Origin of the sequence: Streptomyces sp. SP18CS02, from assembly GCF_036322365.1 — a bacterium.
GTDB lineage: Bacteria > Actinomycetota > Actinomycetes > Streptomycetales > Streptomycetaceae > Streptomyces.
Map to the genome: position 1 here is coordinate 160,133 of NZ_JAQYXC010000285.1, position 24,526 is coordinate 184,658.

Annotated in this window: 20 protein-coding genes and 3 tRNA genes; 10 read left to right on the forward strand and 13 right to left on the reverse strand. The window is 73.0% G+C overall.

The annotated features are described in order from the left end of the window. Positions 1 to 40 precede the first annotated feature (40 nt). Both PUR26_RS17780 and PUR26_RS17785 read right to left on the reverse strand, forming a co-directional pair. Positions 41 to 113 (reverse strand) — tRNA-Arg (locus PUR26_RS17780). A gap of 470 nt (positions 114 to 583) precedes the next feature. Beyond that, positions 584 to 674, reverse strand: a tRNA-Ser gene (locus PUR26_RS17785). Between the two features lie 198 nt (positions 675 to 872). Here PUR26_RS17785 and PUR26_RS17790 point away from each other — a divergent pair. Beyond that, positions 873 to 1,319 (forward strand): SSI family serine proteinase inhibitor, encoded by a 447-nt coding sequence (locus tag PUR26_RS17790; protein ID WP_329873369.1) that lies wholly within the window; start codon positions 873 to 875, stop codon positions 1,317 to 1,319. Between the two features lie 402 nt (positions 1,320 to 1,721). Continuing rightward, on the forward strand, positions 1,722 to 5,723 hold the full coding sequence (locus PUR26_RS17795) for a PAS domain-containing protein (RefSeq protein ID WP_329873370.1): 4,002 nt from the start codon (positions 1,722 to 1,724) through the stop codon (positions 5,721 to 5,723). 82 nt (positions 5,724 to 5,805) lie between these two features. On the opposite strand, the gene PUR26_RS17800 is transcribed toward PUR26_RS17795, so the two are convergent. From PUR26_RS17800 to PUR26_RS17820, 5 genes are all read right to left on the reverse strand, one after another. After that, on the reverse strand, positions 5,806 to 7,452 hold the full coding sequence (locus PUR26_RS17800) for a long-chain fatty acid--CoA ligase (protein ID WP_329873371.1): 1,647 nt from the start codon (positions 7,450 to 7,452) through the stop codon (positions 5,806 to 5,808). A gap of 226 nt (positions 7,453 to 7,678) precedes the next feature. After that, positions 7,679 to 8,239, reverse strand: coding sequence for a SigE family RNA polymerase sigma factor (locus PUR26_RS17805; RefSeq protein WP_329873372.1), 561 nt, complete (start codon positions 8,237 to 8,239; stop codon positions 7,679 to 7,681). 151 nt (positions 8,240 to 8,390) lie between these two features. Further along, on the reverse strand, positions 8,391 to 9,284 hold the full coding sequence (locus tag PUR26_RS17810; RefSeq protein WP_329873373.1) for a DUF817 domain-containing protein: 894 nt from the start codon (positions 9,282 to 9,284) through the stop codon (positions 8,391 to 8,393). A gap of 43 nt (positions 9,285 to 9,327) precedes the next feature. Next, complete coding sequence (locus tag PUR26_RS17815; protein ID WP_329873374.1) at positions 9,328 to 9,846, reverse strand: hypothetical protein; 519 nt, start codon at positions 9,844 to 9,846, stop codon at positions 9,328 to 9,330. A gap of 178 nt (positions 9,847 to 10,024) precedes the next feature. After that, positions 10,025 to 10,696, reverse strand: a complete 672-nt coding sequence (locus PUR26_RS17820; RefSeq protein ID WP_329873375.1) for a histone deacetylase — start codon at positions 10,694 to 10,696, stop codon at positions 10,025 to 10,027. Between the two features lie 639 nt (positions 10,697 to 11,335). Here PUR26_RS17820 and PUR26_RS17825 point away from each other — a divergent pair. Together PUR26_RS17825 and cutA are read left to right on the forward strand one after the other, a co-directional pair. Beyond that, positions 11,336 to 11,770: an SCO4225 family membrane protein gene (locus tag PUR26_RS17825; RefSeq protein ID WP_329873376.1), complete on the forward strand. Its 435-nt coding sequence runs from the start codon at positions 11,336 to 11,338 to the stop codon at positions 11,768 to 11,770. A gap of 68 nt (positions 11,771 to 11,838) precedes the next feature. Then, the gene (cutA, locus tag PUR26_RS17830) at positions 11,839 to 12,117 is read left to right on the forward strand and encodes a divalent cation tolerance protein CutA (RefSeq protein ID WP_329873377.1); all 279 of its coding nucleotides are present in this window, start codon (positions 11,839 to 11,841) and stop codon (positions 12,115 to 12,117) included. 30 nt (positions 12,118 to 12,147) lie between these two features. On the opposite strand, the gene PUR26_RS17835 is transcribed toward cutA, so the two are convergent. From PUR26_RS17835 to PUR26_RS17845, 3 genes are all read right to left on the reverse strand, one after another. Continuing rightward, positions 12,148 to 12,276: a hypothetical protein gene (locus PUR26_RS17835; protein WP_329873378.1), complete on the reverse strand. Its 129-nt coding sequence runs from the start codon at positions 12,274 to 12,276 to the stop codon at positions 12,148 to 12,150. A 248-nt stretch (positions 12,277 to 12,524) separates the two neighbouring features. Then, positions 12,525 to 12,611: transfer RNA gene (locus PUR26_RS17840), tRNA-Ser, on the reverse strand. Between the two features lie 43 nt (positions 12,612 to 12,654). Beyond that, positions 12,655 to 14,187, reverse strand: coding sequence for a S1C family serine protease (locus PUR26_RS17845; protein WP_329873379.1), 1,533 nt, complete (start codon positions 14,185 to 14,187; stop codon positions 12,655 to 12,657). A 318-nt stretch (positions 14,188 to 14,505) separates the two neighbouring features. On the opposite strand from PUR26_RS17845, the gene PUR26_RS17850 reads away from it, so the two are divergent. The 3 genes from PUR26_RS17850 (at position 14,506) to PUR26_RS17860 (ending at position 17,053) form a co-directional block, all read left to right on the forward strand. Further along, entirely contained in the window at positions 14,506 to 15,306 is an 801-nt protein-coding gene (locus tag PUR26_RS17850; protein ID WP_329873380.1) for a glycerophosphodiester phosphodiesterase, read from the forward strand. Between the two features lie 64 nt (positions 15,307 to 15,370). Further along, positions 15,371 to 15,970: an ATP-binding protein gene (locus PUR26_RS17855; protein WP_329873381.1), complete on the forward strand. Its 600-nt coding sequence runs from the start codon at positions 15,371 to 15,373 to the stop codon at positions 15,968 to 15,970. A 90-nt stretch (positions 15,971 to 16,060) separates the two neighbouring features. Further along, positions 16,061 to 17,053, forward strand: a complete 993-nt coding sequence (locus tag PUR26_RS17860) for a DUF5926 family protein (protein WP_329873382.1) — start codon at positions 16,061 to 16,063, stop codon at positions 17,051 to 17,053. Between the two features lie 384 nt (positions 17,054 to 17,437). Here the strand turns inward: PUR26_RS17860 and PUR26_RS17865 are convergent, their stop codons facing one another. Further along, a complete protein-coding gene (locus tag PUR26_RS17865; RefSeq protein ID WP_329873383.1) occupies positions 17,438 to 18,142 on the reverse strand; it encodes a hypothetical protein in 705 nt (234 codons plus the stop codon). 216 nt (positions 18,143 to 18,358) lie between these two features. Further along, positions 18,359 to 19,045 carry a bifunctional DNA primase/polymerase gene (locus tag PUR26_RS17870; protein WP_329873384.1) on the reverse strand — a complete coding sequence of 229 codons (687 nt, stop codon included), beginning with the start codon at positions 19,043 to 19,045 and terminating at the stop codon, positions 18,359 to 18,361. Between the two features lie 510 nt (positions 19,046 to 19,555). Between PUR26_RS17870 and PUR26_RS17875 the strand changes: the two genes are divergently transcribed. Then, positions 19,556 to 21,052: a PP2C family protein-serine/threonine phosphatase gene (locus PUR26_RS17875; protein WP_329873385.1), complete on the forward strand. Its 1,497-nt coding sequence runs from the start codon at positions 19,556 to 19,558 to the stop codon at positions 21,050 to 21,052. A gap of 101 nt (positions 21,053 to 21,153) precedes the next feature. Beyond that, on the forward strand, positions 21,154 to 22,641 hold the full coding sequence (locus tag PUR26_RS17880) for an aminopeptidase P family protein (protein ID WP_329873386.1): 1,488 nt from the start codon (positions 21,154 to 21,156) through the stop codon (positions 22,639 to 22,641). A 251-nt stretch (positions 22,642 to 22,892) separates the two neighbouring features. Here PUR26_RS17880 and PUR26_RS17885 read toward each other — a convergent pair whose 3' ends face one another. Next, positions 22,893 to 23,345: an ATP-binding protein gene (locus PUR26_RS17885; RefSeq protein ID WP_329873387.1), complete on the reverse strand. Its 453-nt coding sequence runs from the start codon at positions 23,343 to 23,345 to the stop codon at positions 22,893 to 22,895. A gap of 352 nt (positions 23,346 to 23,697) precedes the next feature. Here PUR26_RS17885 and PUR26_RS17890 point away from each other — a divergent pair, with 352 nt between their 5' ends. After that, positions 23,698 to 24,498 (forward strand): hypothetical protein, encoded by an 801-nt coding sequence (locus PUR26_RS17890; protein WP_329873388.1) that lies wholly within the window; start codon positions 23,698 to 23,700, stop codon positions 24,496 to 24,498. Positions 24,499 to 24,526 lie beyond the last annotated feature (28 nt).

Genomic DNA, 24,526 nt, shown 5'->3' on the forward strand with positions numbered 1-24,526 from the left:
GAGGCCCTCAGGATGTCTCCTGAGGGCCTCTGTCCTGCTGTGCACTCGGCAGGATTCGAACCTGCAACCTTCTGATCCGTAGTCAGATGCTCTATCCGTTAAGCTACGAGTGCTTGGCGTTCCGGGCTTTTTTCTTCCCGGTCGGCGTTGCGGGAACAACATTACATGACCTGCGCCGTGACGCGAAATCCGTTAACCACACCCACTCTGACCTGCGGAAACACCGATCCGGCAGGTTTCCGGGCATCCCGCTGCCGCGATCACCCCCGGCCATATGTGGCGCGGGTCACGCGGCTGTCGCGGAGGGCGGCCCGGAGCCCGGAAGAACCGGGGGCGGCCGGCCGCGGGACCCGGCGGCGGACCGGAGACACCGGAAGGGACCGGAAGGGACCGGAAGGGACCAGAGGCACCGGAAGAGGACCGGCGGGGGCGGCGGAGACCGGCAGGGACCGCCGGGGCCCAGAGGCATCGGAAGATCTCGGCCGCGGCACGCCGCCAGGAACCCGGAGACCACCGGGGAACGGCCGAAGCGGATCCGGGAACGGCCGAAGCCCCGGCCGTGGGGCCGGGGCTTCGGATCACGCGGAGGCGGAGGGATTTGAACCCTCGATGGGCTTTAAGACCCAAACCGCATTAGCAGTGCGGCGCCATAGACCGGACTAGGCGACGCCTCCAGCACACCCGCGCGGGCGCGAGTGGTGCGTGCAGATGATGACACAGCCCGGGGGGCCGTCACCAATCGATCCCCACGGTACTAGGCGTGCGGGGCGCAGGGCAAAGGGTCTCCGGTTGCGCAACGCCGGGGACATAGGAGCGTTAGTGAGGTGGAGATGCCGGTCAATCCCCCACGGATCCGTAACCCTGGAGTTCGTATGCTGCGCCGTCTCGTCCTCACCGCCGCCGCGTCCCTCACCGCGCTCGGCGCCGCCGCACCCGCCGCCATGGCCGTGCCCCTTCCCATGCCGCTGCCGCCGCTGCTGTCCGCGCCCGACTCGCTGACCGTCACCGTGGCCGACTCCGGCAACCCCTCCGCGGACGGAACGTTCCGGTTGGAGTGCGGGGAGGAACCCGGCGGCAACCACCCGGCCGCGCGAGCCGCCTGCGAGCGGCTGGAGGAACTGTCGACCAACGGCAGGGACCCGTTCAGCCCTGTGGACAAGAACAGGATGTGCACCCAGCAGCACGGCGGGGACGCCACCGCCCACATCACGGGTACCTGGCACGGGCGTGAGGTCGACGCCCGCTTCGCCCGGACCAACGGCTGCGAGATCAAGCGCTGGGACACCCTCAAGCCCGTACTGCCGCTGGCCAGGTCGTAGCCCGTCCCCGGCCCGGCTCCCGGTTCCCCGCCGCACCCCTTCCCTCTTCCCCCGGTCCCCTTCCCCCTTCCCCGGTCGACGCGCCCGGGGAAGGGGGAAGGGGAAGCTGTACGACACGGACCGCGCGAGGCTCCCCCCGGACCCGCGAACGGTCCGTTCGGGGCAGCGGGCCGGACCGGATCACCGCCGGTCCGCGGGCCGTCAGGGGGCCGGACGACGCGTGGGTCGCGCGCCGGGACCGCGCACCCCCGCCACACAACCTTGATGAGAGCTCCCCCTGATCCGCCGTCGCGACCACATTGCGTGCCCTTAGACTCCCTTCAGTGACAGGCAGCGGCCCGAGCGGCAGGATGGGGCCGGCCGTCCGCAAGTGGCAGTAGGTCAGTGGGAGGAAGCGTCGTCGTGAGCAGCAGGCCATCCCGAGGCGCTGCTCGCCTCGCAGCCATACTCGACGCGCTGCCGGACGGGCTCGTGCTCGTCAATTGCAACGGCACCGTCGTCAACGCGAACACCATCGCCCTGGAGATGTTCGAGACGCCGGGCACCGCGCTCGTGGGGCGTGGACTCCTCGATCTGCTGCCCGCCTTCGACTCCCGGCTGATCCCCGGTTCCATGCGCAGGCCCGAGGCCGCCGACGACCGCGGACGGACCAAGCCGACCCGGATGGTCGCGCGCCGGACCGACGGCGGCGAGTTTCCCGTCGAGGTCACCAGCGCGAGCCTGGAGGACGGACGCGAGGCGTACGACTCGTACGGAACCGCGACGAACGCGTACACGGTGGCGGGCAACTCGTACACCGGTGACGAACTCCTCATGCTGGTCGTACGGGATCTCTCGGGCACCCTGGACACCGAGGCCGAACTCGCCCGGTCCCAGCGGCAGACCGAGATGATTTTGCGCGCCGCCTCCGAGGGGGTCGTCGGGACGGACACCGAGGGACGCGTCGTCCTGGTCAACCCGGCCGCCGCGCAGATCCTCGGCTGGCGCGCCAGCGACCTGGGCGGCAAGGAGCTGCACGGGCTGATGCTGCACTCGCGTGCGGACGGCGAGCCCTTCCCGTACGACGAGTCCCCTCTCGCCGACACCCTGCGTTCCGGTCGCAAGCACCGGGTGCGGGGGCAGGTGGTGTGGGCCAAGGACGGTTCGCCGGTGCCGGTCGACCTGACCACCGCGCCGGTACGGGACGGCGACCAGCTCGTCGGCGCGGTCATGACCTTCACCGACCGGCGGCCCTACGAGGAGCTCGTCGAGCAGCACGAGGCCGAGCTCGCGGCGCGGGCCGAGGCCCACGAGACCGAGGCGGCCGAACGCGCCGAGGCGCACGCCACCGAGCTCGCCGACCGGAGCGAGCGCTACTCCGTCGAGATCGAGAAGCTGGAGGAGCGGTACGCCGAGCGCGAGCGGCAGTACGCCGAACTGGTCGCCCGTCACGCCCAGCTGACCGCCGTACTGGGCGAGTCGCTGCGCGGACCGCTGGAGGAGCTGCGCGCCGAGCTGGCCACGCTGGCCGCCGACCCCGGGGGCCAGTTGTGGCCCGAGGCCAACCAGGTGCTGCACCATCTGGCGGCCGGGTACGCCCGGATGACGACCCTCGTCGACAACGTCCTGGGCTTCCAGCGCCTCGACGTCGGCGCCGAGCGGCTGCGCAAGGAGAAGGTGCTGCTCGACGGGGTCGTCGCGGCCGGCGTCGAGGGCGCGGTGGAGCTGATCGGGCCGGGGCGGGTGCAGTTCGCGGTGCACGCGCCGCCGATCGAGGCCGAGGTCGACGGAGCCCGGCTGTCGACGGCGCTGGCGCACCTGATCGCGGACGTCGCCGGAGTGGACTCGACCGGCAAGGCCCGTCCGGTCCCGGGCGGCGGGTACGTCGACTCGACGATCGTCGTCGCGTCGGCGCAGCGCGGTGAGGTCGTACGCATCGAGGTGCGCGGCCCGTACGCCGGGGGCGACCCGGTGCACGAGCCGATCGTGCACGGGATCGTCCGGGCGCACGAGGGTGTGCTCCAGACGCACGAGGTGCCCGGGACGAACGGCAGCGCCTACGTCCTGGAGGTTCCGCTGGGCGGCGGGTCCGGGACGGTGGCTCCGCCCGCCGCCACGGAGGTCGCGCGGCCCGAGGTCGCGGCCCACCCCGAGACGGCCCCGGTGCCGGCCGGGGCGGGCGCCGGTCACACGTCCGGCGGTGCGCCGGGCGGCGGGCGGCGGCGGGCCCGGCGCCCGTCGACGGACGCCTTCCTGGAGAGCCCGGTGCACGCCGAGGACCCCGTGACCGGTGAGCCGACCGGGCGGCGGCGGGCGCGCGCCGAGGCGGACGGCGGAGCCGACCGGGTGGCGGTGCAGGCCGGTCAACACGGTCAGCCCGGTCAGCCGGGGCAGCCCGGGCAGCAGCTCATTCCGGCGCAGGACTCCGGGGCCTCCGAGCCCACGGGCCGACGGCGCGGACGGCCCAGCCCCGCCGAGGGGTCGGTCGTGACCGCTGCCGAGAGCGCCCAGGGCCGGGCGGCGCTCGGTACGGCCGTACCGCCGCAGGGCATGCCCCCCGGGGCCGTACCGCCCGGCGGGCTGCGGTCCGGCGGGCGGGGCGGCGAGGGCGGGCTTCCGGCGCTGACCGCCGGCCCGGGCCCCGCCACCGACGCGGTGTCCGCCCCGGCGGGGTCCCAGGGCCGGCCGGTCGCCACGCCTCCCGCCGCGCACGCGCCCTTCGCCCTGCCCGCCGCTCCGAGCGGCCCCCAGGCACAGGCACCGGCGGCGGTTCCCGTCCAGGCGCCCTCACCCGAGCAGCCGCAGGCGCCCTCACCGGCGGAACCGGCCGGGCGGCGGGCCCGCCGGGCACTGTCGCCCGCCCAGGAGAGGCCCGCGCCGGCCGAGGGCGTCCGGACGGCGTTCGCGCTGCCGCCCGCCGAGGCCGACCGGCGCCCGGACGACGGGGAGGCCGGCCACGGCTCCGTACGCACGGAGCCCGACGCCGACCACACGCCGCCGCAGCCGCATCCGGTGCAGCCGCCGACGGGCCGCCGACGGGCGGTGCAGGAGCCCCAGGTCGCCCCGGCGGACAGCGGGACGGGCACCGGCACGGGTTCCGTACCGCTGCCGCCCGCCCAGCCGCACCCGGCGCCGCAGGCACAGCCCCCCGCCCAGCCGCTGCCCGCCGAGGCACCCGCGGCCCAGGCACCTGCCGCCCAGGCACCCGCACCCGCACCGGTCCCATCGACGCCGGCCGCGCAGACACCTGCCGCCGCGCAGACACCTGCCGCCGAGGCGCCGGACGCCGGGGAGGACGCGTCCGACACCACCCAGGGGCGGGCCTTCAGCGTGCGCACGCTGGGCCAGGGCGTGCCGTTCGCGCAGCAGATCGCCCAGCAGCAGGGCCAGGGCCAGCGGCAGGGGCCGGGGCAGGGTCTGCCCGGACAGCCGCAGACGCTGGGTTCGGGACGGCGGCGCAAGCTGGCCACGCCCCCGGACGGCGAGCGGCCGACGGCACCGGAGACGGCCGCCCGGCAGCACCCGGGGCCCCCGTCGCAGACCCCGGCCCAGCAGCGGCTTTCGGTCCCGGCCGAGGGGCGGGCCTATGAGATAGGGGCACCGGACGAGGGCGCGGCCGAGGGCCCGGAGCCGCTGGACGGCCCGGGCGGCGCGTTCGAGGTCGCCAACGAGCCGCAGCCGCAGCCCCTCGACGACGAACTGCCCCCGGAGCCGCTGGACAACCCGCGCCGGCTGCTGGTCTGGCCCGCGCCGGACGTCTCCACCCAGCAGGCGCTGAGCGAACGCGGCTACCGGCCGGTGATCGTGCACTCGCGCGAGGAGGTGGACGCGCAGATCGCCGCGTTCCCGGCGGCGCTCTTCGTCGACCCGCTGACCGGACCCATCACGCGTACGGCCCTCCAGTCGCTGCGTCGGGCCGCTGTCGCGGCCGAGGTGCCGGTGCTGCTCGCGGCCGGTCTGGGGCAGGCGACGCGGGAGGCGGCGTACGGTGCCGACCCGGCCGTACTCCTCAAGGCGCTGGCTCCCAGGGACAGCGAGCAGCATCCGTCGCGGGTGCTGCTGATCGAGGAGCAGGAGGAGATCGCGCTGGCGCTGACGGCGACGCTCGAGCGGCGCGGGATGCAGGTGGCGCGGGCCTCGACGGACTCGGAGGCCGTCACCCTGGCCGCCCAGACGCGGCCGAACCTGGTGGTGATGGACCTGATGCAGGTGCGCCGGCGCCGGGCCGGGATCATCGACTGGCTGCGTGCGAACGGCCAGTTGAACCGCACGCCGCTGGTCGTCTACACCTCGGCGAGCCTCAACGAGGAGGAGCTGCCCAAGCTGACGTCGGGCGAGACGGTCCTCTTCCTCGCCGAGCGCTCCACGAGCGGCGAGGTCCAGTCCCGGATCGTCGACCTGCTGGCGAAGATCGGTACGAACTGACCGGCGCGGCCCGGTGCGTACCGCGTACGGACCGGGCCGGTGCGGACCGGAGGGGGCGCCCCGGGGCGCCCCCTCCGTCCGGTCAGAGCAGGGTGACGTCCAGTTCCCCGTCCGCGTACTGCTTGCGGATCACCTTCTTGTCGAACTTGCCCACGCTGGTCTTCGGCACCGTCGGGACGATCGCCCAGCGCTCGGGCAGCTGCCACTTGGCGATCGATCCGGCGAGGAACGCCTTCAGCGTCACGTAGTCGGTGGTGGCGCCTTCCTTCAGGACGACCGTGGCCAGCGGGCGCTCGCCCCACTTCTCGTCCGGGACGGCGACGACGGCGGCCTCGGCCACGTCCGGATGGGCCATCAGGGCGTTCTCCAGCTCGACGCTCGATATCCATTCGCCGCCCGACTTGATGACGTCCTTCGCCCGGTCGGTGAGGGTGAGGAAGCCGTCCGGGCTGATCACGCCCACGTCACCGGTCCGCAGCCAGCCGTCCGGGGAGAACTTGTCCTCCGGCCGAAGGGGCTCGCTGTCCGCGCCGCCGTAGTAGGCGGCCGCGATCCACGGTCCGCGGACCTCCAGCTCGCCCGCCGAGACACCGTCCCAGGGCAGGAAGTCGCCGCCGGGGCCCGCGAGCCGGGCCTCCACACCGGCCGGGAAGCGGCCCTGGCTGACGCGGTAGGGCCACTCCTCCTCGGCGGTCAGCCCGGCCGGCGGGTTCGACATGGTGCCGAGCGGCGACGTCTCCGTCATGCCCCAGGCGTGGCAGAGGCGGACGCCCAGCTTGTCGTAGGCCTCCATCAGGGAGGGCGGACAGGCCGCGCCGCCGATGGTCACGCGGGCCATCGAGGAGAGGTCGCGGGGGTTGGCCGTGACCTCGGCGAGCAGGCCCTGCCAGATGGTCGGGACGGCCGCCGCGTGCGTGGGCCGCTCCCGCTCGATCATCTCGGCGAGCGGGGCGGGCTGGAGGAAACGATCCGGCATCAGCATGCTCACGCCGGACATGAAGGTGGCGTGCGGCAGGCCCCAGGCGTTGACGTGGAACTGCGGTACGACGACGAGGGTCGTGTCCCGGTCGGTCAGGCTCATGGACTCGGACATGTTGACCTGCATGGAGTGCAGGTAGATCGAACGGTGGGAGTACAGGACGCCCTTGGGGTCGCCGGTGGTGCCGGAGGTGTAGCACATGGCGGCGGCGGACCGCTCGTCCAGCTCCGGCCAGTCGTACGTGGTGGGGCGGCCGGCGATGAGCTCCTCGTACTCGTGGACCCGGGGCGCGGCGCCGTCGAGGAGGGAGCGGTCACCGGGGCCGGCGACGACGACGTGCTCCAGGGTCGGGAGGTGCGGCAGCAGCGGGGCGAGCAGCGGCAGGAGCGAGCCGTTGACCACGACGACGCGGTCGGCGGCGTGGTTCACGATCCAGGCCAGCTGCTCCGCCGGAAGGCGGAGGTTGAGCGTGTGGAGGATGGCGCCCATGGAGGGGATCGCCAGGTACGCCTCGACGTGCTCGGCGTTGTTCCACATGAGCGTGGCGACACGGTCGTCGGGAGCCACTCCGAGTTCGTCGCGCAGGGCGTTGGCCAGCTGGGTGGCGCGGGTGCCGGCTTCCGCGAAGGTGCGGCGCTGCGGCTCGTCCTCGCCGGTCCAGGTGGTGATCAGTGCCTGGCCGTGAATCGTCATCCCGTGGTGCAGGATGCGGGTCACGGTCAGCGGTACGTCCTGCATGGTGCTCAGCACGGCGTCCTCCCGGTGGGCGCTACGTGGCAGTAAGGGTGTGCAGATTCTGCGCACATACCACGCGGTATGTCACTACCCGAGAGTACGGAAGCGCGGAAAACCGCGAACCGCGCACGTCATCGGGGCCCGGGGGGGGGGCGGGCCGGTGCCGGGCCGGTGACGCTCTGTGACGGCCTGTGGGGAAGGGGAGCGGGGACGGGCGCACGGGGCGGCGGGAGCGGGGCGGTCAGCGTACGGGAGTGAGCTCCGGGTCCTCCCGGAGTTTGCCGAGGGCTCGGGAGACGGCGCTCTTGACCGTGCCCACGGACACCCCGAGCACCTCCGCGGTCTGGACCTCGCTGAGATCCTCGTAGTACCGCAGGACGACCATGGCCCGCTGGCGGTCGGGGAGCCTCATGACCGCGCGCCACATCGCGTCGTGCAGCGCCTGCTGCTCGGCAGGGTCCGTCCCGGGGAGGCCGGCCGGCTCGGGCAGCTCCTCGCAGGCGAACTCGTCGACCTTGCGCTTGCGCCACTGCGAGGTACGGGTGTTGACCAGGGCCCGGCGCACATAGCCGTCGAGCGCGCGATGGTCCTCGATGCGCTCCCAGGCCGCGAAGGTCTTGGCGAGGGCGGTCTGGAGCAGGTCCTCGGCATCGCACGGATTCGCGGTCAGCGACCGCGCGGTGCGCAGCAGCACGGGGCCCCGGGCCCGTACGTACGAAGAGAACGACGGGTATCCGGTGCCGGAGGCTGCGGTGGCTGCCGTGGAGGCGCCGATGCAGACGGGCCCAGTGGTCGCGGTCATAGGTCCACGCTAGGAGCGGGTACCGCCCCGGGGGATCGGCCCCAGGTCCCGAACCGGGATCCGCCTCAGGTTGTAGGGATGGGGCCCGCCGCACCTCCTGAAGGTGGAGGAACCGCGCCGTACCGTCAGGGTCGGACCGGCGGGCCGTGCCTCAGACGCCGCCCGGGCCGGCCCCTGCCGCGGCGGGTCCCGCGACCCGTGCCGGGGCCCGGACCGGGTCGTCGCCGGTGTCGTCCTCGGTGTCATCGCCGGTGCCGTCGCCGTCGTCGTCGTGGACCCGGGCCGGGGCCCGGCGCCGGGCCCGCTCGGCCAGGACGAACGTCACGCTGATCAGCAGCGCCCACGCACCGAACTTGGTGAGGGCCACCGGCTGCCAGCCGTCCAGCTGGTGCGGGTAGCTCCAGGCCCCCACGTACGTCGCCGCGTTCTCCGCGACCCACAGGAAGAACCCGATGAGCACGAAGGCGAGGACGAGCGGCATCCGGTGGCGGCGGGCCCCGACCGTGTACCCGACCCAGGTGCCGGTCGTGACCGCCACCATCGCGGCGGCCAGCGGCCAGCGGCCGTCGGGCAGCCAGTGGTGCGTGAAGAAGTTGAGGTAGATCCCGGCGGCGAGCAGCGCCATCGCCTTCGGGCGGTACCCGGTCAGCCTCAGCTCCATCAGATGCCAGGACCGGCAGACGTAGCTCCCGACCGCCGCGTAGAGGAACCCGCCGTACAGCGGCACCCCCGCGATCTTCGTGACCGCGTCCTCCGGGTAGCTCCACGAGCCGAGCCGTACCTTGACCAGCTCGAAGGCGAGCCCGATCAGATGGCAGGCGGCGATCACGAAGGTGTCGCGCGCGCTGTCCCAGCCCACCCACCGCGCGACGAGGGCGAGCAGCACCCCGTACGCCAGGACCAGGTCGTACCGTGCGACCGGCAGCTCGGGCAGCATGCCCGAGACGGCGATGCCCGCGACGAGCGCCACGGCGAACGCGCAGCAGCGCGCCTGGAGCAGCCCGAACCGGAGCAGCTGCCCCGTCCCCCCACAGATCTTGTCCATGCCCCAAGGACGCCGGAACCGGCCGGAACGGTTTTCCGGGCCGTCAGACGGGGGCCTCGGACCGGCAGCAGCCGTAGGAACCGGTCATGTCGTACTCGTGCCCGACGATGATCCCGCGGGTACAGGCGGGGCACACGGCGGAGTTCACGGGATTGACCCGCAGGACGTAGACGTCCTCCAGGGCGAGCACCGCGTCCACCTGCTCCTTGCCGTGCTCCGCGACGCCCTGCTGGACGAACTCGAACGCGCCGTAGACGGCCCCGCATTCGCACACGATCCGGTTGGAGTAGGAGTGGCCCATGCCCTCGATCCTCAGCTCGGACCCGATCCTGGCCAGCTCCTCGTTCGAGACGGGCTCCAGCCCGCGCTCCTCGACCCGCTGGGGCGTCCAGTACCAGGACTTGACCGTCGCCGCCTGCCCCGGGGTGAGGTAGAACGTCGCCGACCTGCCGTGCCGCAGGGCGTCCCGCACGGCGGCCACGACCGTGCCGTCGTCGGCCGAGATCACGGCCCTTCCGCTGCCGACGACGGCTTCGACGGAGTCGAGCGAGAAGCCTGCCATGACGCGTACCTCCAGGAAGGGCAGGAAAGGGCGGGAACTCTGCGGCCGCCGGGGAGCACTCCGGCCGGAGCCCCGGGCGCGTACGCCCCGTGCGGGAGCCGACGCCTGCTGCGATGGTCACCCGCCGTGCGGCCCTCCGCCAGCCGGGACATCCGACGGGGGGCACGGTCCCGCGGCGTCAGCCCGTGGCCGGTGCCGCGATCAGGTCGACGACCCGCTGGACGGTCCAGTGCCCGGCGGCGCCCGGGCAGGCCGCCAGGTAGGCGGCGATCTCCCGCACGTCCCGCGCGCCCGCCTCCAGGAGGCCGGTGGAGAGGTAGCGGAGGTAGGCGGCCGAGGGCGCGTTCCACTCGACCCGGCCCACCGACCAGGGGGCGGTGACGGTGAGCGCCGGGAGGCCGTCGAGACAGCCGGGGGACACGAGCGTCTCGTACCGTCCGTCGCCCAGCACCGCCCGCCCGTGGCGCACGGCCCGGACGAGATCCAGATCGGCGCCGGGCGCCCGGTACATCTCCTGCGCCGCGATGTCCGAGAACTGCCCGGCCGTCACCAGGTGGGCCCGCCCGTAGACGCGCCCGTCCGCGTCCGGGTCGTAGAAGGCCCGGCCGCCCGACCACAGCCGGGACTCGGTGGCGAAGTACAGGACACCCGGCAGCTCGACGGCGACGGAGGCCGTCGGCGGCCGCTTGTCGCGGCACCCCGGATGTGCCAGGGCCGCCCCGGGAGCCCGGCCGCCCTCGATGTAGTGCATGAGGCGGTCCAGATGCATGTTGGACCCGTACGAGGTGTACCAGACCTGCCCCGGAGCCCCGTCCGCGGTCCGGACCCGCTCGATCGTGCGTGTCTCCATCAAACCGGCACTCCTCACGACGCCGCGCACCCCGCCCCCGCCCCCGCCCGGGTACCTGCCCCGACCGCCCCGGCCCGAGTCACGGACGACGAGGTCGATTCCGCTACGTCCCCAACCCGCACCAGGCCGCCGCCGCCCTGATCGACGCGGTGCGGCGGCTCAGCTCCCGGGGTGAGCACCTGGCTGCCTTCTTCAAGTGCCTGTACTACGCCGCCATGCGCCCGTCGGAGATCGCGGCCCTACGTGCCGAGGACCGCCCCCTGCCCGAGGCCGGGCGGGGCGAGCTGATCCTCGCGGGGAGCCGCCCCGAGGTGGGATCGGGCTGGACCAACGACGGGAAGTCGTTCGAGCAGCGTCAAGGGTCAGCAGTCCCGGGCGAACGAGCTGATCGAGCGGGGCCTCAACGGCGGCTGGTCGCGGAATCCTCCGGCGCCGTGTGCCGGACGCGGGGGATACGTTGCGCGGTGTCCCCGGCGTGCTTGCCGTGCACGGCTCTGACCAGGTACTCAGGGCCGAGCAGGATGAGTAGGCGTACTCAGGTGGCAGCCCTCGGCAGCTTCGAGACTGGGCGCAGGTCGAACGAAACGAAACGGAACGGGGAACGTCATGGTGCGGCGCTGGTCGAAGCCTGAGATGTGGGTGCCCGGGGGATACCTGGCCCTGGTGTTCGCGATGGTGTTCTACGTCGCGGTCGGCAGCCGGACGGGCGACATCGGACTCTTCGCAGTCTGGCCGATCCTCGCCACCGCGCCGGTCAGCCTCCTCCTGCTGAGCACCTTCGGACCCGCCGCGGACGCCCTGGACGAGTCGGCCCCGGTCGTGGGGCCCACCTACGAAGGCTCGCAGCCACCTCCCGAGCCGCTGCCCCCGGAGTTTTCGCCGGAGTCCGCCCCGCGCCCCTCGGACTGGGTGGCACCGGACACATCCATCGACACCAAGCTCGACATGGGGTCCGAATTCGGCTTCTACGGCGCGGTCCTGGTCAGCGCCCTGGTGAACGCCGCGGCGATCTGGGCCCTGCTCCGCTACCTGGCGCGGCGGCGCGACGCCAGGAGTGCGCAGGTCTCGCCATGATCCTGGCCCACAGATGGCCCATACGCGCCGGCCAACAGCGGGATACGGGTGCATCAAGGTGGGACAGGGTGAGCACGGAGGGCGGGCCCCGCAATCCGGGGCAGGACGCCGCGCGGAAGCTGTCGCACTCGGCGGTGGAAGCGAGCCTAGCCGCTTCCGGGCAGGTGACCGGACCCATCGAGACGACATACCGACACCTCGGCGAAGTCTCCAATGGCACCGAGTACCAGGTGGCGTTCCGCACGACCGGTGACCGGCGCGAGGCACTGGAGAAGCACCTGGTGGACAACCACCTCCTACGACTCGCCAGAGGTCATCGCGTTCACCATCGACGCCGGCCGCGCTGAGTACCTGGACTGGATCACCCGGGCAACCCGCTAGCCCTTCGCACGCTCCAGTAACGCGCCGACCGGGGCGAGGGAACGGTGGGGCTCCAACCGCTTGACCATCAGGCGGGTCCGCGCCATCGGTCTGATCGACGCCAGGCCCTCGGAGAGGTCGAACACCCGCGCCGTGATCGCGGTCGAGTGCTCGACCTCTCCCGCGTCCAGGTACGCCGCTGCCAGCCACGACAGGTACAGCGCCTTGTCCCTGGCCGTGGCTGACCGATCCCGCTAGAGCTACGGATCAGAAGGTGCCGTGCCCCTGGCCGTGCCCGATCTACCGGGAACTGACGGGGAACCGCAGCGCTCAACGGACAGCGCACAAGAGAACGGCCCCCGACCGATTCACCTGGTCAGGGGCCGTTCATCTGCGGTGGGTGTGGGATTTGAACCCACGGTGACATCGCTGCCACGACGGTTTTCAAGACCGTTCCCTTAGGCCGCTCGGGCAACCCACCCCGCGCGGCCCTGTCGGGGTCGCGCGGGGGACAGCCTAGCCGGTCAGCTGTCGCCCTTGCGTTCGCCCAGGGTGACTTCGACCGTGGTCTCCTTGCCGCCGCGCTGGTAGGTGAGTGCCACCTTGTCGCCCGGCTCGTGGGTCCAGATCTCACTGATCAGGGTCGGGCCGCTGTCGATCGTCCGGTCGCCGAACTTGGTGATGACGTCGCCCGGCTTCAGGCCGGCCTTCGCCGCCGGGCCGTCCGGGGTGACGGCCGGGGTGCCGCCCGCGCCCTGGCCGGCGATCGTGGCGCCCGCGCCCTCCTCCGTCATGTTCACCGTCGCGCCGATCACCGAATAGACCGGCTGCCCCGTCCTGATCAGCTGCTCGGCGACGCTCTTCGCCTGGTTGATCGGGATCGCGAAGCCGAGGCCGATCGAGCCCGCCTGCGACTGGCCGAGGCCGCTGCCGGCCGACTGGATGGCGGAGTTGATCCCGATCACCGCGCCGCGCGCGTCCAGCAGGGGGCCGCCGGAGTTGCCCGGGTTGATGGACGCGTCGGTCTGCAGCGCGCTCATGTACGAGTTCTTGCCGCTGGAGCCGTCACCGGAGGCCACCGGGCGGTTCTTGGCGCTGATGATGCCGGTGGTGACGGTGTTGGACAGGCCGAAGGGCGCGCCGATCGCGATCGTCGAGTCGCCCACCACGACCTGGTCGGAGTTGCCGAGCGCGAGGGGCTTGAGGCCCGCCGGGGCCTTCTTCAGCTTGAGTACGGCGACGTCGTAGCCCTGCGCCCGGCCGACGACCTCGGCGTCGTACTTCTTCCCGTCGGAGAAGGTCGCGGAGAGCGTGCCGCCCTCCGCCGCGGAGGCCACCACGTGGTTGTTGGTGAGGATGTGGCCTTCCTTGTCGTAGACGAAGCCGGTGCCCGTACCGCCCTCGCTCTCCGAGCCGCCGGACTTCGCCTCGATGGTGACGACGCTGGGCAGCGCGTTGTTCGCCACCGCCGCGACCGTGCCGGGGTCCCGCTTGAAGTCGGCCCGCGTCTCGCCCGCCGAGACGGTGGTCGAACTGACCGGGTCGTCCTCCCGCTGGGCCGCCCAGTAGCCGACGCCGCCTCCGATGCCGCCCGCGACCAGTGCGGCCACCAGAACCGCCGCGACGAGACCGCCGCCGGAACGTTTGTGCTGCGCCGGTCCGGGCGTGGGCACGGGCGCTCCCCAGGCTCCGCCGCCGCTGCCGTCACCGTGGCCGCCGCCGTACGAGGGGAGCGTCGGCGGGGCCGGCGGCCATCCGGCGCCCCCGTCCGTCCGTGCGGTCACGGGAGCGGGGGCGTGCGGGGGTGCGGCGGGCGCGTGCGTCGGGGCCGCCGGCGCGTGGCCGGGCTGCGGGGCGGACGGCGCGGCCGGGGGAGGCTCGGGCAGCGGAGCCGCTCCGGCCGCGGGCCGGGGGGAGTACCCGGGTCCGGGTTCCGGCGCCGTCCCCGGTTCGTGGGCGGCCGGTGCCGACGCGGGGGTCCCCTCAGGAGCGGCGACCGGCACGGGAGGTGCGGAAGGGGCGGACGGAACCGCAGTGCCCTCGTTCTCGGTGCTCACAGCTCGATCTCCTCGGTTTCCACGTCTCTTTTTCGGCCTTCTGGGGGCCTTCTGTGTCTTTTCTCTGGTCTTGGGGATTCGCCGGTGCGGTCTCTGAGGTGCTTCGGGGTCCTTCTCGTCGACGGGAGTGCACTGCGCAGCTTCCGCCGACAGCTTTTCCCACAGCCCGTCAGGCCACTGTAAGCGGGAGCTGTGTGTCTTCGGCCTGTTCTTTACTTCCGACGAAACGGACGCCCCTCCATGTCTGCCGAGTCTGCCGGAGAAGCGCGATCAGCCGTCCTGCACCCGCGTACCCCGTCGCGGTGGCACCATGACGCGGTGACCCACGCACGCCAGCACACGATCCAGGTCGTCGCCCACCGAGGCGCCTCGCAGGAGGCCCCGGAGCACACCCTCGCCGCGTATGTGAAGGCCATCGAGGCCGGCGCCGACGCCCTCGAATGCGATGTACGGCTCACCGCGGACGGCCACCTCGTCTGTGTCCATGACCGCCGGGTCAACCGCACCTCCAACGGCCGGGGCGCCGTCTCCGCCCTGGAGCTCTCGGATCTCGCCGCGCTGGACTTCGGCTCCTGGAAGGACCCGGACGAGAGCCCCGACTGGGGCGACCGCGAGTTCACCTCCGTACTGACCCTGGAACGGCTGCTGGAGCTGGTGGCCGACGCCGGGCGGCGCACCGAGCTCGCCATCGAGACCAAGCACCCGACCCGCTGGGCCGGCCAGGTGGAGGAGCGGCTGATCCAGCTGCTCAAACGGTTCGGACTGGCGGAGCCGCAGCCCGGCACCGCGCCTCCCGTAAGGATCATGAGCTTCTCCGCGCGTTCGCTGCACCGGGTGGCCTCGGCCGCGCCGGGCATTCCGACCGTGTACCTGACGCAGTTCATCTCCCCGCGCATACGGGACGGGCGCCTGCCGGCGGGTGCCCGCATCGCCGGCCCCTCCATCCGGATCATCCGCAACCACCCCGGCTACGTCGAGCGCCTCCACCGGGCGGGCAACCGGGTGCACGTGTGGACGGTCGACGCCCCCGAGGACGTGGAGCTGTGTGCCCGGCTCGGAGTGGACGCAATCATCACGAACCGCCCGAAGCAGGTCCTGTCGCAACTGGGACGTCCCTAGCGGCCGTTACGGGGAGTGCCCCGGCGCGTTCGATCCGTTGCGGGCGTGTTGAGTGCGTCACCACATGCGGACTGGCCGGTTTCCGGCCCAGCCCCGTGGGGCATTCACTCCGTGGCGTGGGGCGAAGGAGGTCTCGGGGGTGGCGTTTGTGGTGGCACAAGAGGTGCCCACGTCGTCGAGCATGGCCGTACCCCATGGCCCTGCGGGCGTGGGTGAGGCGCGGCATCGTATGCGGGAGCAGCTCCATCGCAGCGGTGTGGCCGAATCGGTCGTCGACGATGCCGTACTGATCCTTTCGGAGCTGCTCAGCAACTCCTGCCGGCACGGCAGACCGCTGGGGCACGCGGAGGTGGGCGACGGGGACGTCCGTGCCGCCTGGCGCCTCGACGGGCGCGGGGCACTGACGGTCGAGGTGACGGACGGCGGCGGGCCGACCCGTCCTGTACCGGCCACCCCCTCGGTCACCGCGCGCGGCGGCCGAGGGCTCAACATCATCAACGCCCTCGCCCGGGACTGGGGCGTACGCGACAGCGCGTCCGGCGAGGTCACGGTCTGGGTGGTCGTCAGCGAAGGGCATCGGCGCGACGACTTCGCCCTGCGTGTCACCGGTCCGTCGACCGGAACCGGATTCGAATTCCTCGACGCGTACGAGGACATGGACTGACCCCGGCCGACGCGGTCCGGACCGCGTGGTGGCCCGGTACGGCTAGGCTCGCGCCCGAGACAGCACCGCCGTACCGGGAGAAGCCACACCATGGCCAAGAAGCGCCCCCAGTCCAAGGCCACCAAGCCGCAGGTGACGAGCGGGGCCCGCAGCGCGGGCCGTGAGGAGCCGGTACCGGTGGTCGGCGCCCGCGAGCCCTGCCCCTGTGGTTCGGGCCGCCGCTACAAGGCGTGTCACGGCCGCGCGGCCGCGCACGCCGTGACCGAGCTGGTCCAGCGCCCCTTCGAGGGCCTGCCGGGCGAGTGCGACTGGGTCGCCCTGCGCGAACTGGTCCCCGCGGCGACCGTGGCACTGAGCCTGAAGGGCGGACTGCCCGAGGGCGTGCCGTCGGTGACGCTCGCGACGGTCCTGCCGATGGCCTGGCCGGCGCTCCGCCGCGACGACGGCTCCGTCCTGCTCGCTCTGCAGAACGACACCTCGTCCGGCGACCTCAGCCGCGACCTGGCCGACACGCTCCAGCGCGCGCTGGCCGCGGAGCCCGGCACGCCGGTCGCCGCCCACCGGGTGCCCGCGGACGGCCCGCGCCTGCAGGACCTGCTCGACGCGGACGCCTCCTTCGAGCCGGTCGTCCACTCGGGCTTCGAGTTCTGGGTGCCGGACTCCGCCGAGAACTCCACCCCCGAAGTGGCCGCGTCCCTGGAGCGGGCCAACGCCGCCGCGATCCCCACCGTCCGGCTGGCGGGCGTGGACTCCGCGTACTGGTGCGAGGTGCCCGACAAGAACCACCTGCGCTGGGTCATGCCGCACGCCGAGGAGCAGCTCCTGGACGCGCTCGCCCGGCTGCACGCGGCCGGGACCTCCTCACTCGGCGAGGGCACCCGCCTGGTCGGTTCGTTCCGCGCACACGGGCTGATGGTCCCGGTCTGGGACCTGCCGAGCGCGATGGGCGCCGAGGAGTGCGAGAAGCCGGCCGCCGAGTTCGCGGAGCGGCTGGCGGCGGCTCTCGCCGTGGACACGCCGCTGACGGCCGAGGAGCGCCGGGCGCGCGGCGGACTCACCAACCGCCAGGTGACGCTCAGCTGATCCCGTGCCGGGCCGTGGCCCCCGGCCCTGTGACGGGGCCGCGGGCCGGTCGGCGATTGAGCCGGGGACGCGGGCCGGCCGGTGGTGGGCCGGGGACGGGGCCCCGGCTCCGCGCCGGGGCCGGTCCCGCACCGGCGCCGTGCGGGTGACGGGACATGTGGCCCCGGTCACACGCACCGGCCCGGGAGCGCTCTCCCGGCCGGCCGGTGACTTCCGCCACAAACGCTGTACCCGCGGGTAAATCCCTGTCCGAATAAGAGAGATCGAATTTGCGAACTGCCGATCTCTTGTTACGGTTCTAGAAGCCCGGTCGCTGGTGCATCCCCCGTCGCCAGCGACCGGGCCCTTCACTTTCCACGGAATGCACCCTTCCGCTCGGACGCCTCAACTGGCCGCAGGGCCTGGCGAGTTGCTCCCCGAGCGCAGCAGCAGCGGACTTTCCGTGATGTCGCCGCTTCCGGTGAACTTCGCGAACTCCGACACCGCCGTGTATTCCCCGGACTTACCGCGCGTGCGTTCCTTCGGCGTCTCGCAGGAGCCCGGCTCGTCCTCCGCAGGAACCGCGCAATGCGTTTGTACGGTGCGCCCGCCGGGGCCCATCAAGGAAAGTACGGCGGCCAGCTCGTCGCCCGTCGCGTTGCGGTAGTAGGTACGCGCCCAGGTCCCGGCGCCCTCGGTCAGGACACAGGTCTGCGCCTCGACCCCGTGGGGCGAGGCCAGCTCGGGACCGCAGCGCACGACGCGCCCGGCTCCCGCCGGTGCCGGGGGCGCCGAGGGGCCCGAGGGCACAGAGCGGGCAGATGGGGCGCCCGCCGTATCGATTCCGGCCAGAAGCCCCTTGGCGGAACCGGTCGTCGCGGAGTCACCGGCTGCTGTACGGTTCGCGCCCGCACCCGTCCGGGCGCTCCGGGCGTCGCCGCCGTCTCCCGCGCCGGCCGCCCGGGCCCCGCTGTCGTCGCCGTCGTCGTGGCCTTCGCCCGTGGACAGCGCGAGCGGGTCGGGGCCGTCGGCGGGGCCCGCGACCGCCACCAGCGGCAGCAGCGCGGTGAGCGCCACGGCGGCTCCCAGCCCGAACACACGGAGATTCATGAGGGTGCCCACCTGACGGCTGGTACGGGAGTTCCTGACGGTGGGCCGAAGATATCGGCGGACGAGGGGCACCCGGCGGCCGCGCGCCCGATTCCCCCGCAACTCGGCCCGGCTCGCACCCGTACGAGTGACAAGCCGCCCCCGGCGGGCCACCCTCGCTCCCCCGAGGCCCGCGGGACGTCCCGGCGTCCTCGGGGAGCGGGGTCCGCCGGCCCGTCAGTACCGGAGCCGGCTGCCCCCGTCCGGGGCGCTCGTGCTCGCCTCCACCAGCGCGTCCACCACCGCCTCGACATCCGGCAGCCAGGGGGCGGCGGAACCGGCGAGCGGGGCGCGCTCCCAGCGGACCTGCCCCGTCCCGGTCCCGGACGGCGGCAGCATCAGATAGCCGCCTTCGCCGTGGAAGCGCAGCGAACTGGGCACGCAGTCCTTCACGTACAGCAGTTCGCCGAGCTGTTCGAGGGTGTAGGGGGCGACCAGGATCGACCAGCGGGTCGGTGTCGCCACCACAGGTCCGGTCCGCAGGCCCGTCCGGTCCAGGGCGGCCAGCGCGCGCGCCCCCGCGACGGCGGGCAGGCTCACCGCGCACGGCGCACGGCCACCGGTGGCGAGGACGATCGGGGCGTCCGGCCGGTTGCCCCACCACCAGCGCACCATGCGCTCGTCGGTGGAGGCCGCCAGCAGCCCCGGGTCGAAGGGGTGTGCGCCGGGTACGACGCAGTCGGGATCGGGGCAGGCACAACCGCGCGGCCGGTCGCCGCGGCCACCGGCCGCCTTGAGACCGGCACCGGGCAGAACGGGCCAGTCCCACTCGGTGGCGCAGACGAGCGCCGCGTCGAGCTGGGCGGCGGCCCTATCCCTGCGCCGGAACCGGAGCCTGCGTCGCCTTCCGAGGATCTCGCGCATGAGCGCTCGTTCCTTTCCGTTGAACGCCGAGGGTCCACATCACACCATGTGTGTGCTACTTCGCTGTGCGTACAAGCCGGCGCATCACCGCCCCTGCCTTCGGCATGGGTCGGCCCTCTTCGCCTGCGGTGAGCAACACCGCCGGTCGGCGGTGACGGGGGCCGAGCGTGGGCTGTAAGTCCATTAAACGTGTGGCGAGGGGTGGCGCGCCCATGGCGCTTGCTGTCCCGCTGAACTTTCCCCGCCACTCGGGGATGGGGCGTGGCCTTCGGTGGTGAGGACGCCAGGGCCCACCGCAGGGTTCCGGGTCTGCCCCAACTACCCCTGACCAACACCGTTTACGTACCCAGCATGCTCGGAATGACGCTCCCTCCTGGGACTTCGCCGGGTGGCTCCGCCCTGGGGGGTGCCCCCATTCGAACGGCCTCAGTCGATCGTGAACCCCACCCATAGGGAGCATTTTTTGGCCAAGTTGTGGATCCCACAAACACCCCACGCCCCACTGGGACAATGCTGGACATCCCCTTACTTCTGCGTGTACATGTGGATACAGAGATAGCGGCGCAGAATGACATGGGGGTTTGCGATGCTATTCAGCGATACGCACCAGCCGGAAAGCCGGCTGTCATGAGCGCCCCTCACCTGCCGAAAGTGGCCGGAATCGATCCAACGGTCCCGGCCCCCGCGCACACTGCGACGCCCCATGCGGGCATCCCGGTCGCGGCGTCCGCCCCCGGTGCGCTGATCCAGGACCGGCTGGCAGGCTGGGTCTCCGACCTCACCACCCTCCACGAACTCACCGAGCGCCTCGCCCGCACCGGCACCCTCGACGACGCACTGCACGAACTGCTGCGCGCCGGTGCCGCCCTGGTGGGCGCTCGTCGCGGTATGGCCGTCCTCGAACCCGCCGACGGGCTCGGGCCCGCCAGGACCATCGGGCTCGGCCTCGCCCGCGCGGAGATCGGCCACATCGAGACGGTGCCGCGCGGCGCCACCTCCTACGGGCGGCTCATGGACAGCGCGGCCGGGATTCCCGACCCGGTCGCCGTGCCCGACCTGCTCGGGGACGAAGGGCTCGACCCCCGCCACCGCGAGGTCGCCGCACGCCTCGGCTACGCCGCCAGTTACGCCGTGCCGCTCGCCACCGGGACCGCCGGGAAGCTGGGCGCCGCCGTATGGCTGTACGACGAGCCCGCCGAACCGGCCGAGCGCCGGCGCTACCTGGTGGGCCTCTACGGGCAGTACGCCTCCGAACACCTGGCCCGCCTCCTGGAGCTGGAGCGCGGCCGCGCCACCCTGGCCACCATCGCCGAGGAGCTCCTGCCCAGCCGCCTCCCCCGGGTCCCGGGGGTCCAGCTCGCCGCCCGGCACCGCAGGGGACCGCACGGGGGCGGCGACTGGTACGACGCCCTGCCGCTGCCCGAGGGCGCGCTCGGACTGGCCGTCGGCTCGGTCTCCGGCTCCGGGCCGAGCGCGCTGGCCGCGATGGGAAGGCTGCGCGCCTCCCTGCGGGCCTACGCCGTCATGGAGGGCGAGGACCCGGTCGCCGTGCTCTCCGATCTCGAACTGCTGCTGCGCCTGACCGAACCCGCCCGGTCCGCCACGGCGCTCTTCGCGTACTGCGAGCCCGCCGCCCGCAAGATCGTGCTGGCCGGCGCCGGGCACGCCCCGCCGCTCGTCATCGGCACGCGGCGCACCGAGTACGTGGAGACCTCCCTGTCGGCGCCCCTGGGCATGCTCGCCTGCTGGGAGGCGCCGAGCGTGGAGCTCGCGCCGGAACCCGGAGAAACGGTGCTGCTCTACACGGACGGGCTGCTGCGGCGCACCGGAGAACCCATGGACCGTGCCTTCGCCCGGCTGCACACGGCGGCCGTGACCGTACCCGGGGCCGACCGGGACGACCCCGGGGCGATCGCCGACCACGTGCTGCGGACGATGCTGCCCGACGGCCCGGACCGGACCGGGAGCGGCGAGGACGTGATGCTGCTCGCCGCCCGGTTCGCGTGACATCCGGCCGCTCTGTGTAACGGGTCTTCCGGCCCTGGGCCCCCTTCCGTACGACCGTACGATGGAGGGGGTTCAGTGACGTACCAGAAGGAGGCGGACCCGTGGCCGAAGAGCTCCTGCCGGAGACCCCGGAAACTGTGTCGGACCAGGCTGCTGACGCAGCGGACGAAGAGCCGATCAAGCAGCGCAAGAACGGCCTGTACCCGGGCGTGTCCGACGAGCTCGCCGAGAACATGAAGTCCGGCTGGGCCGATACGGAGCTGCACGGTCTGGAGCCGATCCCCCAGGCCGCCCACACCGCCGACCGCCGTGCCGCGCTCTCCCGGCGCTTCCCCGGCGAGCGTCTGGTCATTCCCGCGGGCAACCTGAAGACCCGCTCGAACGACACCGAGTACGCCTTCCGGCCGTCCACCGAGTACGCGTACCTCACCGGTGACCACACCCAGGACGGCGTCCTGGTGCTGGAGCCGGAGAAGGACGGCGGCCACCGGGCGACGGTCTACCTGCTGCCCCGCTCCAACCGGGAGAACGGCGAGTTCTGGCTGGACGGCCAGGGCGAGCTGTGGGTCGGCCGGCGGCACTCCCTCACCGAGGCCGAGCAGCTCCTCGGCATCCCGGCGAAGGACGTCCGCGAACTGCCCGCGCACCTCGCCGGGGCCACCGGCCCGGTCCGCGTCGTCCGCGGCCACGACGCCGGCGTCGAGAAGGCCCTGACGGACAAGGTCACCGCCGAGCGCGACGAGGAACTGCGGGTGTACCTCTCCGAGGCGCGCCTGGTGAAGGACGCGTTCGAGATCGGCGAGCTCCAGCGCGCCTGCGACTCGACCGCCCGCGGCTTCGAGGACGTCGTCCGCGTCCTGGACAAGGCCGAGGCGACCAGCGAGCGCTACATCGAGGGCACCTTCTTCCTGCGCGCCCGCGTCGAGGGCAACGACATCGGCTACGGCTCCATCTGCGCCGCCGGCCCGCACGCCACCACGCTGCACTGGGTGCGCAACGACGGCCCCGTCCGCTCCGGCGATCTGCTGCTGCTCGACGCCGGCGTCGAGACCACCACCCTCTACACCGCCGACGTCACCCGCACGCTGCCGGTCAACGGCCGCTACTCCGACCTCCAGCGCAAGATCTACGACGCGGTGTACGAGGCGCAGGAGGCGGGCATCGCCGCGGTCAAGCCGGGTGCCGGGTACCGCGACTTCCACGACGCCTCGCAGCGCGTGCTCGCCGAGAAGCTCGTCGAGTGGGGCCTGGTCGAGGGCCCGGTGGAGCGGGTCCTGGAGCTGGGCCTCCAGCGTCGCTGGACCCTGCACGGCACCGGCCACATGCTCGGCATGGACGTCCACGACTGCGCGGCCGCGCGGACCGAGACGTACGTCGAGGGCACGCTGGAGCCGGGCATGTGCCTGACGGTCGAGCCGGGACTGTACTTCCAGGCCGACGACATGACGGTTCCGGAGGAGTACCGGGGCATCGGGGTCCGGATCGAGGACGACATCCTGGTCACCGAGGACGGCAACCGGAACCTCTCCGCAGCGCTGCCGCGCCGGTCGGACGAGGTCGAGGCGTGGATGGCCGCGCTGAAGGGCTGACGCGAGAGCCCCTGTCCGGTCTCTCCGCGGGCGGGGCGTTCCCCGGATGAGCCCGGGTGAGCCCGGGTGGGTCCTGGATGAGCCCGGGTGGGTCCCGGGTGAGCGGCGAGCCTGGCGTGAGCCGGTCGCGGACGAGGGTCCCCCGCCGGGGTGTTCCGGCGGGGGACCCGCCGTGTGCGCGGGGCTTGTGCTCGCGCGGGCGCGCGGGGTTCCGCCCGCGAGGGGCCTCCGCCCCGGGAGGGGGCGGGGCGTCACATGGCGACGAGAGGTGCGTCCGTGCGCCACTTGACGATCTTGTCGAAGCTCACCACCGCGCCGCCCCGGCCCGATCGGTTGCCGAAGTGGACGTGGTCGGCCAGCTCCTCGATGAGCCGCAGCCCCCGTCCGTCCTCCGCCTCCGGCGCGGGCCTGCGCACGGTACGGACCGGGCCCGCCGGGAAGCCCGGCCCGGAGTCCGCCACTTCGATGCGGCACTTCTCGCCATCCAGGTACGCGGTCACCCGGAACTCCGTCGAGGCTTCGCCCGACGCCGTCAGCCCGCCGTGCTCGACCGCGTTCGCGCAGGCCTCGCTGAGAGCGAGCGACAGATCGTACGAGATGTCCGGGTCGACCCCGGCGGTCTCCATGGTGCCGAGGAGAAGGCGACGGGCGAGCGGAACGCTCGCAGCCTCGCGCCGCAAATGGAGGGACCACCAGATGCTCATGCTCCAGCCTCCTGGCTGCGGCTCGACATACCGTTACGTATTGCCTCGCCTTCCGTTCCGTAAGCACGCCATCGCGCTCGGAACGCTCATTCGGCGGACGCGCGTGCCCCGGACGCCGGTGTATGCGGTGCCGTCCTCGACCGTCCCACCAGGTACCAGGACATCCGGGCGGGTTTCTGAACGACAGCCGATAATCCGGGTGTTCCCGGACGACGCCAGGCGGTGTGGGGCCGTGTCGGGCCGTGTCGGGCGGTGTCGGGTACGGCGGACGGTGCCGGACCCCGTGTGGCAAAGACGACCTTCCGGACCTGCCGTATGGAGGGTGTGAGGGCAGTGCGATGATGGCCCGGCCATGTCTGCCCCTACGCCGGTCGTACGCGCCGGAGCCGGTCTGCGGCTTCTGAGGGCCGCGGTGTTCGCCGCGGTCTGCGTCGTGCTGTCCGCGCTGGGCCATGTGCTCGCCGCGTGCGCCACCGTTCCCTGGTGGACCCTGGCCCTCGGCTTCCTGGGGATCCTCGGGGCGACCTTCCCGTTCACGGGACGCGACCGCTCGCTGCCGGTGATCGCCACGGCCCTGACGGGCGGACAACTGGCCCTGCACACGCTGTTCGGGGTCGGACAGCACCAGCGTCTCGCGGTCGGCCCCCAGGCGGACGACGCGCTGATCCGGATGGCCGCCAAGCTGGTGTGCGGAGCGGGCGCCTCGTCGCTCAGCCCCACGGACGCGCACCGGATCGTCACCACGGCCGGGCTCGACCCGGCGACGGCGACCGCTCACCTCCACCCGGCGGGCGGGGCGGCCGGGTCGGCCGGGCTGTGGCCCAGCCTGCCCATGGTCCTCGGGCACCTGATGGCCGCCCTCGTGACCGGCTGGCTGCTGCGCCGCGGCGACCTGGCGCTGACGCGGCTCGCCGCGCTGTCCGCCGAAGGCGCCGCGGGCGTCACCGGGATCGCCGAAGCGGCGCTCGTACGCTCCCTGCGCGCCGCCCTCGTTCTCGTACGCGCCCTGGTGGCCGGACTGCCCTCGCTGCCCTCGGCCGGGCCCCGGCCGGCCCGCGACGACCAGGACTTCCCGCCGCCGGCCGCGGCGGGCGCACTTCAGCACACGGTGATCAGGCGCGGCCCGCCGGCCGTATTCCTCCTCGCAGCCTGACGCGACGCACTCACGGGAGTGGCGTCGC